At 72.9% G+C, this 14,799-nt stretch carries 13 protein-coding genes; 7 read left to right on the top strand and 6 right to left on the bottom strand.

Going from position 1 to position 14,799, the window contains the following annotated elements:
- Positions 1-122: 122 nt before the first annotated feature.
- Both ACFY3I_RS07815 and ACFY3I_RS07810 read right to left on the bottom strand, forming a co-directional pair.
- The gene (locus ACFY3I_RS07815; RefSeq protein ID WP_390859841.1) at positions 123-2,429 is read right to left on the bottom strand and encodes an FUSC family protein; all 2,307 of its coding nucleotides are present in this window, start codon (positions 2,427-2,429) and stop codon (positions 123-125) included.
- A gap of 259 nt (positions 2,430-2,688) precedes the next feature.
- Positions 2,689-3,471, bottom strand: a complete 783-nt coding sequence (locus ACFY3I_RS07810; RefSeq protein ID WP_390859840.1) for a polysaccharide deacetylase family protein — start codon at positions 3,469-3,471, stop codon at positions 2,689-2,691.
- 235 nt (positions 3,472-3,706) lie between these two features.
- Between ACFY3I_RS07810 and ACFY3I_RS07805 the strand changes: the two genes are divergently transcribed.
- Positions 3,707-4,402: a TetR family transcriptional regulator gene (locus tag ACFY3I_RS07805; RefSeq protein ID WP_390859839.1), complete on the top strand. Its 696-nt coding sequence runs from the start codon at positions 3,707-3,709 to the stop codon at positions 4,400-4,402.
- A 24-nt stretch (positions 4,403-4,426) separates the two neighbouring features.
- Here the strand turns inward: ACFY3I_RS07805 and ACFY3I_RS07800 are convergent, their stop codons facing one another.
- The 3 genes from ACFY3I_RS07800 to ACFY3I_RS07790 all read right to left on the bottom strand — a co-directional run bounded on the left by ACFY3I_RS07800 (position 4,427) and on the right by ACFY3I_RS07790 (position 6,575).
- Positions 4,427-5,485: an LLM class flavin-dependent oxidoreductase gene (locus ACFY3I_RS07800; protein ID WP_390859838.1), complete on the bottom strand. Its 1,059-nt coding sequence runs from the start codon at positions 5,483-5,485 to the stop codon at positions 4,427-4,429.
- Positions 5,485-5,991, bottom strand: coding sequence for an SRPBCC family protein (locus ACFY3I_RS07795; protein WP_390859837.1), 507 nt, complete (start codon positions 5,989-5,991; stop codon positions 5,485-5,487). The genes ACFY3I_RS07800 and ACFY3I_RS07795 overlap by 1 nt, the downstream gene beginning before the upstream one ends.
- Before the next feature lie 83 nt (positions 5,992-6,074).
- On the bottom strand, positions 6,075-6,575 hold the full coding sequence (locus ACFY3I_RS07790) for a helix-turn-helix domain-containing protein (protein WP_365287023.1): 501 nt from the start codon (positions 6,573-6,575) through the stop codon (positions 6,075-6,077).
- A gap of 185 nt (positions 6,576-6,760) precedes the next feature.
- Here ACFY3I_RS07790 and ACFY3I_RS07785 point away from each other — a divergent pair, with 185 nt between their 5' ends.
- The 5 genes from ACFY3I_RS07785 to ACFY3I_RS07765 all read left to right on the top strand — a co-directional run bounded on the left by ACFY3I_RS07785 (position 6,761) and on the right by ACFY3I_RS07765 (position 11,777).
- The gene (locus tag ACFY3I_RS07785; RefSeq protein WP_390859836.1) at positions 6,761-7,462 is read left to right on the top strand and encodes an SDR family oxidoreductase; all 702 of its coding nucleotides are present in this window, start codon (positions 6,761-6,763) and stop codon (positions 7,460-7,462) included.
- A 53-nt stretch (positions 7,463-7,515) separates the two neighbouring features.
- Positions 7,516-8,913 carry a dihydrolipoyl dehydrogenase gene (gene lpdA / locus ACFY3I_RS07780; RefSeq protein ID WP_365287027.1) on the top strand — a complete coding sequence of 466 codons (1,398 nt, stop codon included), beginning with the start codon at positions 7,516-7,518 and terminating at the stop codon, positions 8,911-8,913.
- Positions 8,914-9,050: 137 nt separating this feature from the next.
- Positions 9,051-10,190: a DNA alkylation repair protein gene (locus ACFY3I_RS07775; RefSeq protein WP_390859835.1), complete on the top strand. Its 1,140-nt coding sequence runs from the start codon at positions 9,051-9,053 to the stop codon at positions 10,188-10,190.
- Positions 10,191-10,265: 75 nt separating this feature from the next.
- Positions 10,266-10,616 (top strand): ArsR/SmtB family transcription factor, encoded by a 351-nt coding sequence (locus tag ACFY3I_RS07770; RefSeq protein ID WP_390859834.1) that lies wholly within the window; start codon positions 10,266-10,268, stop codon positions 10,614-10,616.
- 156 nt (positions 10,617-10,772) lie between these two features.
- Positions 10,773-11,777, top strand: coding sequence for a zinc-dependent alcohol dehydrogenase family protein (locus tag ACFY3I_RS07765; RefSeq protein WP_390859832.1), 1,005 nt, complete (start codon positions 10,773-10,775; stop codon positions 11,775-11,777).
- A gap of 12 nt (positions 11,778-11,789) precedes the next feature.
- Here ACFY3I_RS07765 and ACFY3I_RS07760 read toward each other — a convergent pair whose 3' ends face one another.
- Complete coding sequence (locus ACFY3I_RS07760) at positions 11,790-12,455, bottom strand: nitroreductase (RefSeq protein ID WP_390859831.1); 666 nt, start codon at positions 12,453-12,455, stop codon at positions 11,790-11,792.
- Positions 12,456-12,555: 100 nt separating this feature from the next.
- Between ACFY3I_RS07760 and ACFY3I_RS07755 the strand changes: the two genes are divergently transcribed.
- Positions 12,556-14,799, top strand: a complete 2,244-nt coding sequence (locus tag ACFY3I_RS07755; RefSeq protein WP_390859830.1) for a HEAT repeat domain-containing protein — start codon at positions 12,556-12,558, stop codon at positions 14,797-14,799.

The following is a 14,799-nucleotide window of genomic DNA, read 5'->3' as shown; positions in this document are numbered from 1 at the left end:
GCCTCGGCCGTCACCCGCCCACCCGCGCGCCTCGGCCGTCACCCGCGCACCCGCGCGCCTCGGCCGTCACCCGCGCACCCGCGCGCCTCGGCCGTCACCCGCGCACCCGCGCGCCTCGGCCGTCACCCGGGCCGGCCGGCGGGCCACCTCCGCAGCCAGCCGCGGCGCGCCGCGGCCCGGGTCCGGACCGCCTCCGCGAGGTCGGGCTGGAGGCGGCGGGCGGCGTCGACGTGGTCGTCGGTCCAGATGACCCGGACCGCCACGGGAGAGGCCCGGCCCTGACCGTCGCTGAGTTCGGTGCGGACGGAGGCCACCAGCCGCGCGGCCTCCTCGGGGCGCAACGGAACCACCTCGGGGAGGGGCGAACGGTCGCCGAGGCTGGCCGCGAGGCCCTGGTACCAGTCGGTGACCAGGGCCGCCGAGCCGAGCACGGCACGGTGGGCGTCGGCCCGCACGGCCTGGACGCGCGCCGGATCCTCGCCCTGCCACAGGGAGACGACGGCGTCGGCGGCCAGGCGCAGCCCGACGACTCCCGAGACGAGGGTGGTGGTGCAGGACAGCGACAGCGGTTTGGCGCCGCGTTCGGCCAGGAAGTTGCGGAACGCGTCGTCGAGGCGGCGGGCGGAGGCCGCGGCCGCGCGGCTCTGCGGATCCGGGTCGGCCGGGAGGGCGTGGCCGAGCGCGTAGTCGACGGCGCCCCTGAGGTAGCGGGCGCTGTCCTCGTACGCCTGCGCGAGTGCCCGGTGGACGGCCGCCTGGGCACCGCGCGGCCAGAAGAACAGGGCGACGAGGACACTCACCAGGCACCCCAGCGCGATGTCCTGGACGCGCAGCAGCGCGACGTGCCAGTTGGGATCGTGGCCGACGTTGAACAGCACCACGAGCGTGACGGTGAACGCGGCCTGCCCGGCGGCGAAGGAGATCACGGACGGCGCGACGCCGGCGCACAGGATGGCCACCGGGAGCACGAACCACAGCGCGGTGCCGTGATGGCCGATCAGGTGCAGCAGCGCGGCACCGACCACGGAGCCGGCCACCGTCCCGAGGACCGCGCGGGCCGCGTTCTGCCCGGTGCTGAGCGCGTTGGAGCGCAGCACGGACAGGGTGCCCAGCAGGACCCAGAAGGAGTGACCCACGCCGGTCACGTCCGCCAGGAACACGGCGATGCCCAGGCCGACGGCGCCACGCAGACTGTTGTGCATCCACACCGAGTCGGCGCGCAGATGAGCCCCGGCCCGCTCCCGGGCGGAGGCCAGCGGCGCCGCCAGCGCTCCCGGCTCACGGCCGAGCAGCCGCTCGTGCCAGCTGCGCTGCCAGGCGGTGGCCGCGGTGTCCACGTTGTCGACGATCTGCAGGACGGCGAAGCCGAGTTCCTGGGCGCGGAAGGAGACGTCGAGGGCGGCGATGAACCCGTAGACCTCCGCCGTGCTGTTCCCGCCCGGGTGCTCGGCGGGCACGTGGACGGTGGAGCTGTGCTCCATCCCGGTCAGCGCCGTCCGCAGTTCCTCGGCCCTGGCCCGCAGCGGGCCGGTGTCGCCGTTCAGGTCGGTGAGCAGGTCGCGGGCCGCCTCCAGGACACGGGCCGCGGTGCGGCGCACGTCGTGCGCGGCCGGATCGCAGCCGGGGGGCTCGTCCGTGTACTCGGACCGGTCCACCAGGATGGCGCAGAGCCAGGTGAGTTCGTCGACCAGCCGGACCAGGGCGCGTGAGGTCGCGGACAGGCCGGTGGGGCGGTAGGGCGCCGCGTCGAAGGCCGCCCGCAGGTCCGCGCCGGCCCGGGCGGTGAGGTCGGCGGCCACCCGGCAGGGATCGGCGAAGGGTGCCGGCCCGCCCGGAGCCGGTACGGTGGCGCGGGCGCGCAGGTATCCGGCCGCCGCACGGCAGACTTCCGCCGCCGGGGCGCTGAGCGGATCCGCCACCGGACGCGGCCACAGCAGCGCGACGGCCGGCAGCGCCACCGCGGCCGCCAGGCCCGCACCGGCGAGCCGGTCCGGCAGCTGGGACAGCGGTACGGGGGCGCTGACCGGCAGCACGAACGCCAGCAGCAGCGCCGTCGAACTTCCGGCCAGGACCGAGCTGACGACGCCGACGAACAGGACCGCGAACCCCACCACGACCGTGGCCAGTACGGCGAGCCTGAGATCGGCGGCGGCCAGCGTCCCGACGCAGATCAGCACCAGCCACGCCACCGCCAGAGCCGCCTGCGCCCGCAGCCGCTCCACCATGGAACCGGAGTAGTCGACCAGCAGCAGCATGGAGAACGTGCCGAACGCGGCGAAGCTCGCCATCGTCGGGTTGTGGAGCACCTCGCCGCACAGGGCGAACAGCGCGGGCATCACCAGCGCCGTACGCCCGGCCCGCCGGGTCGCCGCCAGGTCCGGGTCGCGGTCGCGCAGCCACGTCAGCCAGCGCGGTGCCCGCCCCGACATGCGCACCTCCCGCCGGCCCCGGGCGGCCGGCCCCGCCGCCGCACCGCGCACACCACCCATATGCGGCCACCGCCGGACGGTCCGCAACATTTACCGGGACCCCGCCCCGCCTCGTCCCGCCCGGACCGGAACCCGGACACGGCGGACGTCCGCCCGGTCCGGGTCCCGCGCCCACCGTTCCGCCCGGTCCGGGTCCCCCCCCCCGCGCCCACCGTGCCGCCCGGGCGCCCGGCCGTGCCCACGGCCGGTGCGGGCCGGTTCAGCGCACCGGGAAGCCGAACGTGTAGCCCTGCTCCCTGAGCCAGGGCAGCACCTGGCGCAGGGCGGCCACGGTCTGCGAGCGGTCGCCGCCGGCGTCGTGGAACAGGATGGTCGGTCCGTTGGGCATCTCGTCCTTGACGGTGGCGACCACGGCGGCGGTGCCGGGGCGTTCGAAGTCCTTGGAGTCGACGTTCCAGCCGAGCGGCCGCATGCCGTGCGAGGCGGCGAGCCTGCGGCTGTACGGGGTGAAGGCGCCGCCCGGAGCGCGGTAGTAGAGCGGCCGTACCCCGCCCGAGGCCTCGGTGATCATGCGTTCCGCGTCGAGGATCTGCCGGGACTGGTAGGCCTCGGACTTGGTGTCCATGGTGACGTCGTGCGACACCGTGTGGTCGCACAGCCGGTGCCCGGCCGCCACCACCGCCCTGACCAGGTCGGGATGGGCCCGGGCCTGCGGGCCGATCATGCAGAACGTGGCCTTCACCCCGTACTCGTCGAGCACCCCTAGCACCCGCGGCGTCCACACCGGGTCCGGTCCGTCGTCGACGGTGATGTTGACGCCCCTCGCGCCCCGGTCCGAGGCGTGCGCGATCTCCATCGAGACCGCGGCCGCCTTCCGGTCGGCGTCGGCCGCCGCGGGGTGCGCCGAAGCCGCGGCCCCCCTGGGTCCGTCGACGGGAGCGGACGGTGCGGTCCACAGGGAGGCGGCCACGGCCACCACTGTGACCCCGAGCGCCGCCGCGGCCACCTGGCCGTACCATCCTCGTCCGCCGCGCCGTGCCATCTTCCGCCCCGATCCTCGTCGTTGTCCCGATCTCGTGCACCCGTCCAGACGGAAGGCGGCGGCCTCCGGATCCATCCGTTACCGATCACGGACAATTCCGCGAGAGATCTGGGACAGGCTTCCCGCGTCTCCTTTAACGGCGGGCGGGGCGATCGGTGTTGGCGGTTCGGCGGGCAACCGTCAGCGGGCCCGGATCACACCATTAGTACAACTTGGTTGTGCTAAAATCCCGCTCGTGAGTTCGAACCGCCCTCAGCGCGCCCGCAGCGCCGCCGCCAAGCAGCAGCGTGAGCGGGAGATCCTCGACGCCGCCCGGTCGCTCGGCACCGGGCGCAGCGTGCGTGAGGTCACGCTGACCGACATCGCCGCCGCCGTCGGCATGCACAAGTCCGCGATGCTGCGGTACTTCGAGACCCGGGAGCAGATCTTCCTGCTGCTCACCGGCGAAGGCTGGCAGGAGTGGTCGACGGCGCTGCGCGAACGGCTGGGCGAGCTCGCCGGCGCCGGTCACGAGGAGATCGCGGCCGCCGTCGCCCGGTCACTGGTGGCGCGGCCGTTCTTCTGCGACCTGCTCGCCCAGGCGCCGCTGAACCTGGAACGCAACGTCTCGCTCGACTCCGCCTACGAGTTCAAGACCGTCGCGCTCGCCGAGGTCGCCTCGATCACCGCCGTACTGCGCGCTCTGCTGGGGATCGGCGAGGAGGCGGCCGTGGACGTGATCGCCACCGCCACCGGAATGGCCGGGGCGCTGTGGCAGATGGCCGCGCCCGGCACGGGACTTCGCGAACTCTACGAGAGTCACCCGGAGTTGGCGCACGCGGTGATCGACGTCGAACCCCGGCTGACCCGCATCCTGACCGCCCTCCTGGACGGCCTGCGCCCCGCGTCCGCCCGGGCGGACGGTCCGCGCCCCGCGCCCGCCGAGGCCTGATGCGCCGCTGGCGGGCCCGCCGGATCAGGCGGCCCCGTCGACCTCGTGGACCAGCTCGATCGCCCGTCCGAGCGTGGTGAGACGCTCCTCCAGGGTGGCGCCCGCCGGGTAGAGGCGGACGGTGTCGACACCCGCGTCCCGCCAGACCGCCAGCCGCTCGCGGACCATCGCCTCCGTGCCGATCAGTGTCGTGCCGAGCACCATCTCGTCGGTGACCAGGGCGGCCGCGCCGTCCCGGTCACCGGCCTGCCAGCGCTCCCGGACCTCGGCGGCGACCTCGGCCCAGCCCTGCCGGCTGTAGGCGCCGTTGTAGAAGTTGGTGGACGCGGAGCCCATCCCGCCGAGGCTGAAGGCGAGTTCCTTCCTGCGTCCGGCGACCATCGTGCCGAGCGCGTCCTCGTCGGGCGCGAAGGCGACCTCGGCGCCCTGGCAGACGTCCAGATCGGCGCGGGTACGACCGCTGCGGGCCAGGCCCTCGTCGAGGTGGGCGAAGTAGGCGCCGGCCGCGCCCTCGGGTACGAAGCTGGTGCCCAGCCAGCCGTCGGCGACCTCGCCGGTCAGCCGCAGCATGGCCGGGGAGAGAGCGGCAAGGTAGACCGGGATCCGGTGCTCGGCGCGCGTCGACAGCCGCATCGGGACGGCCTCGCCGCCGGGCAGCGGCACGTTGAACTCGGCTCCGGAGTACGAGAGCCGGCCGCCGTCGAACAGTCGCCGCACGATCTCCACCGTCTCGCGCATGCGCCGCAGCGGCCGGGCGAAGGGCACGCCGTGCAGTCCCTCGATCACCTGCGGCCCGGAGGCGCCCAGGCCGAGCAGGAACCGCCCGCCGGACAGGTTGGAGAGGGTGATGGCCGTCTGGGCCACGGCGGTCGGGGTCCGGGTGCCCAGTTGCATGACACCGGAGCCGAGCAGCAGCCGGTCGGTGAGCGCCGCGTAGTAGCCGAGCGCGGAGGGCGCGTCGGATCCCCAGGCCTCGGCGACCCAGCAGACGTCCAGGCCCAGCTTCTCCGCCTCGACGACGAAGTCGCCCGAGGCGGACCAGTGTTCGCCGCCCGAGGCCTCGATGGTGGTCGCCGTCCGCATCACGCCTCCGCCCGTTGCTTGATCTGCGCGAGCGTGGCGGTGATGCCGGACTCGAACTCCCGCAGCCGTACGAACACGATCTTCTGTTCCTTGTCGGGCATCCGGTCGATCGCCGCCGACAGCCCCGACCGACCCGGGCCCAGCTGCATCCACTGCGACAGTCGCGTCCCGCCGTTCTCGGGGCGCAGCCGGAACCGCCAGACCGCGGAAGGGTCGGCGGGGTCCTGTACGGCCCAGGCGAGCACCGACTCCGGTTCGCACTCGATCACCTGCGAGACGGTCTCCCAGGCGCCGAGCGCCTCGTGCTCGCTGCGGCCGACGAACCTGGCGCCCACCGCCGGTCCGGCGGCGCCGTCCAGCCAGGCGACGGACCGCAGTTCCCGGCTCATGTCCGGCATCAGCTCGATGTCGCTGACCAGGGCCCACACCCTCTCCGGTGGGGCGTCGATCCAGGTCCGCACCTCGACCGTCGGTCTGTCCGCGTAGCGTGCGCCCGTCCACTCCAAGGTCGTCGGCCTCCTCGCCGTCGAAGCACTGACCTTCAGAGTTGCTTCATTGGACTCACCATGTCAAGGGGGGCGCGCCGGGCTCAGTCGGTGCCGAACCGCCGTCGTACGTCCGGCCGCCGGCCGAGCCGTTCGGGATAGCCGGGACCCATCCGCATCGAGGTCTCCTCGGCCCGCAGCGGGGTCCTGCACTGCGCGCAGACCACCTCGGCCGTGGTGTCGTGGCCGCAGGCGTCGTGGTGGAACACCACCGGAACCCCCTGCTCCCCGGCCAGCCAGCGGTCCCCCCACCCGGACATCGCCGCGAGCACCGTGAACAGGTCCCGCCCCTTCTCGGTCAGGACGTAGTCGTAGCGCGGCGGCTCGGACTCGTAGAGCCGCTTCTCCAGGATCCGCTCGTCGACCAGGTGGCGCAGCCGGTCGGTCAACGTGTTGCGGGCGATGCCCAGTTCCTGCTGGAACTCGTCGAAGCGGCGGATCCCGTAGAACGCTTCCCGCACCACCAGCGGTGTCCAGTGGTCACCCAGCAGATCGACGGTGCGTGCGATCGAGCACGGCCACTTGGCGAACGACGTCCGTTTCATGCGGTCACGATACCTATCTCCGGCCGCAGTGAGTCTCGTGACGAAACTCAGCTGACGGCCGTCGATGTGACCGGTACCCCGACGACCGGCCGGGTACCGGCCCGCGTGGACAGCGCCGCCAAGTGCGCTTTGACTGGATCCGACGGCATCGACGGCACGCGTGCGGTGAGGCGAGGTGTCCGACCATGAGGATCGAGGGATCGGTCGCACTGGTGACCGGAGCGAACCGGGGGATCGGCCTGGCGTTCTCACGTGCGCTGCTGGCCCGGGGCGCGTCCAAGGTGTACGCCGGCGTCCGCCGGCCCGAGGACCTCACCGAGCCGGGACTGCACCCCCTGCGCCTCGACGTCACCGACGAGGAACAGGTCGAGGCCGCCGTCCGCGCGGTGCCCGACGCCACCGTGGTGATCAACAACGCGGGCATCCAGGGCGGTCCGCCCCTGCTGGGGAGCGGCTCGCTGGACGGGGCCCGGCGGGAGCTCGAGGTGAACTACCTCGGCACCTGGGCCGTCTCCCGCGCCTTCGCGCCGGTCCTCGCGGCCAACGGCGGCGGAGCCCTGGTGAACATGTTGTCCGTGGCCTCCTGGCGGGCGAACAGCCGGTTCCCGAGCTACGCGGCGTCGAAGTCGGCCCAGTGGTCGCTGACCAACGCGCTGCGCCTGGCCCTGCGCGACCAGGGGACCCTGGTCGTCGGAGTGCACGTGGGCTATGTGGAGACCGACGCGACCACGGAGATCCCGGGCCCGAAGATCGACCCGGCCGACGTGGCGGCCCGCACCATGGACGCCGTCGCGCGGGACGAGCCCGAGGTGCTGGTCGACGAGACGTCCCGGAAGGTGCGGGCCGCCCTGTCCGGTCCCCTGGAGCTCGTCTACGGCGCCCCCTGACCGTGCGACGGTGGAGTCCGCGGAGCGATTCGGCCCAGTGGTGAGGTGGAGCCATGGAAACCGACTTCGATGTCGTCGTTCTGGGTGCCGGGCCGGGCGGCTACGTGGCCGCGATCCGGGCCGCCCAACTGGGCCTGCGCACCGCCGTCGTGGAGGGCCGGTTCTGGGGCGGGGTCTGCCTGAACATCGGCTGCATCCCCGCGAAGGCCCTGCTGCGCAACGCCGAGGTGGCCCAACTGGTCCTGCACGACGCGGAGAAGTTCGGGGTGCGGATCAGCGGCGAGGTGGCCCTGGACTACCGCGCCGCCTACGAGCGCAGCCGGGTGGTGGCCGAAGGACGCGTCAAGGGCGTCGGCTACCTGATGCGCAAGAACGGGATCGCCCAGTTCGACGGCGAGGGCACCTTCCTGGACCCGCACACCCTCCAGGTGCGGATGCGGGACGGCGAGACGGCACTGTCCTTCCGCTCCTGCATCATCGCCACCGGCTCGACGGTGAAGCTGCTGCCGGGCACCACCCTGGGCCGGCGCGTCGTCACCTACGAGGAGCAGATCCTCTCCGAGACCCTCCCCGCCAGCCTGGTCATCGCGGGCGCGGGCGCCATCGGCGTGGAGTTCGCGTACCTGCTGCGCTCCTACGGCGTCGAGGTCACGCTGGTGGAGTTCCTGGACCGGATCGCCCCGCTGGAGGACGAGGAGGTCTCCGCCGAACTGACCCGGCGCTTCAAGCGGCAGGGCATCCAGGTGCTGACCTCGACGGCCGTGCAGGGCATCGAGGAGACGGCGGACGGGGTCCGGGTGACCGTCCGGCGGGGCGGCGCCGAACAGGTCCTCGAGGCGGAGCGGGTCCTGCAGGCCACCGGCTTCCAGCCGCGCACCGCCGGCTACGGACTGGCCGCCACCGGGGTGCGGCTCACCGAACGCGGGGCCGTCGACGTCGACGGGCACTGCCGTACGAGTCAGCCGCACATCTACGCCATCGGAGACGTCACGGCCAAGCTGATGCTGGCACACACGGCCGAGGCGATGGGCGTCGTCGCCGCCGAGAGCATCGCCGGCGCGGAGACCATGGAACTGGACTACCGCATGATCCCGCGCGCCACGTTCTGCCAGCCGCAGATCGCCAGCTTCGGCTGGACCGAGGCGGAGGCCCGCGCCGAGGGCTTCGACGTCCGCGTGGCGAAGTTCCCCTTCACGGCCAACGCCAAGGCCCACGGCTTCGGGGACACCGCCGGGTTCGTGAAGCTGGTGAGCGACGCCCGCTACGGCGAACTCCTCGGCGGCCACCTGATCGGCCCCGACGTGACCGAACTCCTGCCCGAACTGACGCTGGCCCAGAAGTGGGACCTCACGGTGACCGAACTGGCCCGGAACGTCCACGCCCACCCGACGCTCAGCGAAGCGGTCCAGGACGCCCTGCACGGACTCGCCGGACACATGATCAACCTCTGACGGCCGCCGGGGCCGGGGTGCCGGGGCCGCCCCCGGCGACGGCACCGGGCGGCGGGCGCCCACGGGCCGCGGATCCGCTCCGGCTAGATTGGAGGTGACCCGAGGCCACTCCCGCCACCCGCACCTCCGGAGGAAGCATGCCCACCGCGGACGAGCTGATCAGCCCCGACAGCATCCGTCGCCTGGCGGCCGTCCTCCAGGAGGCCGCGCCCGGTGCGTCCCGCTGGCAGGCGGTCTCGGACAGCGTGGCACTGCTCGGCCCGCTCGGCCTGAGCGAGCGGGCCCGGACGGTCGGCGACGCGCTGCTTGCCGACTGCGGCCGCGACTACGAACAGCTGGCCCGGACGGTACGGCGTGCCCTCACCCGGGACGGTCTGACGGGCTGGATGATCTGGCCGGTCACCGAAGCCGTCGCGCTCGCCGCCACGGCCTCCGGCGACGGCGCCCACTTCGACGACGGCCTGGACCTGCTGGCGCTGCTCACCCCCCGCCTGACCGGTGAGTTCGCACTCCGCACCTTCCTGAACGCGGACCTGGACCGTACCCTCGCGGCGGCCCTGACCTGGACCGGCTCCCCGGATCCGGCCGTACGCCGGCTGGCCAGCGAGGGCACCCGGCCGAAGCTGCCCTGGGCCCGCCAGGTCCCCGGAATCAACCGCGACCCCGCGCGCACCCTCCCGGTACTGGACCGGCTGTACGGCGATGCCTCACCGGACGTGCGCCGCTCGGTGGCGAACCACCTCAACGACATCTCGCGACTCGACGCCGGACTGGCCACCGAGGCCGCCGCGCGCTGGACACGACAGCCGGAGACCACCACCGCGGCCCTGGTCAGGCACGCGATGCGGACCCTCGTGAAGCAGGGCGACCCGGCCGCCCTCGAACTGGTGGGGTTCCACGGCGGCGGCGAGGACCTGAAGGTGGTGGGCCCGCTGCTGGCCTCGACCGAGGTGCCCATGGGCGGAAACCTCGTCTTCACCGCACGCATCACCAACGTCTCGGACAGGCGGGTGTCCCTCGCCGTCGACTACGTCGTCCACCACCTCAAGGCGAACGGCAGGCCGGCGCCCAAGGTGTTCAAGCTCGCCAAGCGCGAGCTGGGACCGGGGGAGTCGGCCGAGGTGACGCGGAGCCACTCGTTCCGCCCCATCACCACGCGCGTCTACTACCCGGGCGCGCACGCCGTGCAGCTCCAGGTCAACGGGCATCGCTTCGAGACGGCGGACTTCCGTCTGGTGGCGGATCCGGCAGGGGCGCCGGGGGACTCCGGGGAATGATCTCCGCCCGGCCGGCGGTTCCGACGACGGTCGTACCATGACGGGACCGTCCCGAAGCCGCCCCGAGGAGCCAGCGTGACCCGCCCCCGTACCGCCGCACGCACCGTGGAGCACCCCGAACTCCCGGACGTCTCGCTCCAGCAGGTGCTGGAGGCGCTGGTGGATCCGGTACGGCGCCTGGTGGTCGCGCAGCTCGCCCGCGCGGGCGAGGACCTGAGCTGCGGGACGTTCCGGGCACCGGTCTCGCTCTCGACGCTGACCCATCACTTCAACGTGCTGCGCGAGGCCGGCGTGATCCGGCAGTACTACGTCGGGACGGCCAAGATGAACACCCTGCGCGCCGACGAGATGGAACACCGGTTCCCCGGCCTGCTGACGGCCGTGCTCGCCGCCGCTGCCGCCGAGGAGGGGGCGGGCCCGGCCTGAGGCGAGCGGCCGGGAGACGGCCGCGGACCGGCCGCGCCTGCTTACTTCGATCGCCGTCAAAATTTGACGGCTATCGAAGCTTGGGGCAGTGTGAGTGGAGGCGCCGAGCTCGTCAGGCGTCCTTCCCCCCATTCCTGTCCCGAGGACGGTTTCACCATGGCACGTGTCGTGCAGTTCGATCAGACCGGCGGCCCGGAGGTCCTGACCCTCCGCGACGTCGAGACCGGAGCGCCGGGCGCCGGCGAGGTGCGGATCCGCGTCGACGCGATCGGTCTGAACCGCGCCGAGATCATGTACCGGGAGGGCGCCTACTTCTACGACCCGGTCTTCCCGTCCACGCTCGGCTACGAGGCCGCCGGAGTCGTCGAGGCGGTCGGCCGGGACGTGACCGGACTCGCCGCGGGAGACCCGGTCGCGGTCGTACCGCAGTTCCTCCAGACCGACTACGGCACCTACGGCGACCACGTCGTCGTCCCCGCCTCGGCCGTCGTGCCACGCCCCGCCGAGGTCGACCCCGTCCGGGCCGCGGCCGTCTGGATGGCCTACGTCACCGCGTACGGGCCCCTCGCCGAGAGCGGCCGGGTGCGGCCCGGCGACCACGTCCTGATCTCCGCCGCCTCCAGCAGCGTCGGACTCGCCGCCATCCAGATCACCCGCCACATCGGCGCGATCCCGATCGCCACCACGCGCGGCCCGGGCAAGAAGCAGCGGCTCCTGGACGCGGGCGCGGCCCACGTGATCGTCACCGGCGAGGAGGACCTCCCCGCCCGGATCGACGAGATCACCGCCGGCGAAGGCGTCCGGCTGGCCTTCGACCCGATCGCCGGGCCCGGCGTCGAGACCCTCGCCCGGGGCATCGCCCCCGGTGGGTTCCTGGTGGTCTACGGCGCCCTCGATCCGCGCCCCACCCCGCTCCCCAACGCCCAGTCCTTCCCCGCGCTGACCAGCAGCACGTACACCCTCTTCGAGATCACCACCGACCCCGAGCGCCTGCGCCGCGCGGTCGCCTTCGTCAACGCGGGACTCAGCTCCGGTGCCTTCGTCCCCATGGTGGACCGGACCTTCGACCTCGCGGACATCTCGGAGGCCCACCGGTACATGGCGGCCAACGAGCACGTCGGCAAGATCGTCGTCACCGTCGGCCACGACGACACGCACTGACGCACCGCCCGGTCACGTGCCTATGAAGCGCACCGTCTCCGCCAACTCCGCCCGCTGGGTGCGCGGTTGCGGTGCGCCGGCCTTCTCGAAGCCCACCGCCACACCGCAGAACAGCACCAGCCCGTCCCCGGCCCCGACCACCTCGCCCACGGTCCTGCGGTACATCGTCCACATCACCTGAGGGCAGCTGTGCAGCCCCTCCGCCCTCAGCAGCAGCATGACCGTCTGCAGGTACATCCCGGCGTCCCCCCACTGACCGGGCCCCATCGTCCGGTCGAGGTAGCAGAACAGCACGACCGGCGCCCCGAACGCCTCCGCGTTCAGGGCGGCGATCTTCATGGGCCGGGCGGGGTCACCGCGTTCGATTCCCAGGAACTCGTACCGCTGCGCGGCCGCGGCGGAGAAGCGGTCCAGGTACGGCGGGACGAGTTCCGCCGGGTACATCGGATACTCGCGCTCGTCACCGGGGTCTCCCGCCCGCGCCCGGGCCCTCGCCCGGTCCTTCAGCTCCGCCAGGGGACCGCCGCTCACGACGTAGACGTGCCACGGCTGCAGGTTCCCGCTCGACGGAGCCCGGCCCGCCGCGGCCAGAACCCGTTCGAGCACCTCCCTGGGGACCGGCTCGTCCCCGAAGGCCCGCACGGCCCTGCGACTGCGCACCGCCTCGTACACATCCACGCCCTGATGTCCCGTCTGCCGCTCTCGACCGGTTCTGTCGGGGACCCTACACTCGGGGACGGCAGGGCAAGTCGGATGACGGTTCGGCGGGGGGACTGCCTTGACTTCTCAACTCTCCTTCGTGGAATGGCTGGAGGAGACTCTCCGGCTGATCGGGTCGGACCGGGTCTCCGTCCATGTCCGGCGGCGGACGGAGAGCCTTCTCGAGGCGTCCGTGTCGTCGGTGCTCTCCATCGACGGCGGCCGGCAGGGCGTCCGGCGCGCCGTGATCCTGGCGATCGACGAGGGGGCCGGGGGCGCGGCGGTGGAGCGCTTCTGTCTCGAGCACTCCTCCCAGATCGGTGTGGTCGAGGCCTTCCTGCTCTCCAACGGGCCGCCGGACGAGCCGACCGGGCGGGTACTGGCCCGGTACCGGGTCAGGTCGGTCGTCATCGCGGGCGGGGCGGGGTTCACCATGCCGACGGCCGGGACCACCGGGAACTTCGAGAAGCTGCTCCTCGGCAGGGCGCGGGTGGCCGAGATCAGCGGGCGCCTCGAACGGATCCGGCAGGCGCTGCCGGCGACGGAGGCGGGGGAGGGGGCGGAGGGCCTGCTGCACAGCGCCTACTCGACCCTGCTGGCCCTGTACTTCACGGAACTCGGGATACTCGCCGAGGACCGGGAGAGCCGACTGGTCGTGCACGCCTCGCAGTCGGGCGTGGAAGCGGCCATGTCGGGAGGCTACGCCGTGGAGAGCTGGACCGCCGGCGAATCCGGCCGGAGTGTCTACCTGCCCGACCCGTCCAGCCTCGACCACGGGCTCTCGCTCGCGGTGGGCGCGCACCAGGCGGCGCTGAGTGCGCTGCGCGCCGGTCACGACGGGCCCCTGGCACAGCTGGTCGGCAGGGTCTCGGGAGAGTTCGTCTCCTACTATCTCGCCTGGATGGACGGCCGCTGCCACGAGCTTCCCCTCGACCGGCTGCGCGCCGAGCTGGCCGGGTTCGTCGGCGCGCCCCACATATCCGTCCTCAGCGCCCGGCTGCCCGAACTCATGCCCTCCGAGCAGATTCCCGTGCTGACCCTGCTCGGCCGGCTGGACGCCCGGGACGCGACCGGCGACCTGGTCGCCGCCCTCGACTCCATGGTCCCGAAGGTCCAGGAGACCTGCCTGCGGACGCTGGGCGACCTCGGGACCCTCGACGACCTGTCGGTGCTCACCCCGTTCCTGCTGTCCCGCAGGGAATCCCTGCGGGACGCCGCGGTCGCGGTCATCGGACGGTCGGGCGGCGACGGGGCGGCGAGGTATCTCATCGAACTCCTCAACGCGGACCGGGTGCCGCTGAGCGAGTCCACCCTGAACGCCATCGGCAGCACCCGGTCGGTCCTGGCGCTGGGAAGTCTCATCCGCTTCGGCGCGGGCCGCGGGCAGGTCGAACCGCCGCTGCTCGACGCCGTGGAGCGCTGCCTCGCATCCCTGGACACCGCCGTCCTCAGACGCGACGGCCCGCGGTACGTACCGGCCGACGTGCTCGAAGGCTACGTGGCCTTCCTCTTCGCGACCGGGGAGGATCCGCCCAGGCGGCTGGCGCTCAAGCTGATCGCCGCGTTCGATCTGGCGGCGGGCGTGGCATACGTCGAACAGGCGCTCCTGGACGAGTCGCTGGTGACGCGCCTGCACGCCATCCGCGCTGTCGCGCTCCTCTCCGGCGACCGTCTCGTCCGCGCGATGACCGACTCGGTGGCGAGCCTGCCCGAGGACTACCGGAGCCGGCAGCTGCTGGCCTGGCTCACCGCCAACATCCGCGTCGGCCAACACGGCGACGGTCCCGGCGGCCGGATCGACAGCGTCACGAGACTGGACCTGCGCGCGGCCGTGGCCGAGTCGCTGACCGCGGTGGGCAGCGATCTCGCGTCGGCCTGTCTCGAAGAACTCCCGCCCGCCGGTCCCGATTCCGACGGCGAGGCGCCCCGCCACGACGGACAGCCGGACTGGAGGTCGACACCGCTGATGAACTCCGTCTTCGCGTGCCCCGACGACTTGGTCGTCTGGGTCTCCCACAGCACCGCCGAACGGGCGGCCGACGAGGTCGCGACGGCGACGCTGGTGCACGGCAACCGGTTCGAGGACTCCCAGGGCATGGGCGAGTCGGCGAGCATGCTGAGCGGCGGCCTGAGCTCCACACAGGGCACGGAGACCGAGATCCTCGAGAACGTGGTGTTCCGTTGCCTGCGCGGTGAACAGCCGCGTTTCCCCGTCAGTGTCGGTATGGGGGAGCACGTGACGACAAGGGTCGACAACGGCCGAACGGTCATCGAGGGACGTGGCGAGCTGGACCGCGCCGAGGCGCCGCCGGACGGGGAGTGA

The sequence above is a fragment of the Streptomyces sp. NPDC001068 genome, from assembly GCF_042897315.1.
In the GTDB taxonomy this organism is placed as follows: domain Bacteria; phylum Actinomycetota; class Actinomycetes; order Streptomycetales; family Streptomycetaceae; genus Streptomyces.
This window is presented reverse-complemented; position numbering and strand designations above follow the sequence as displayed.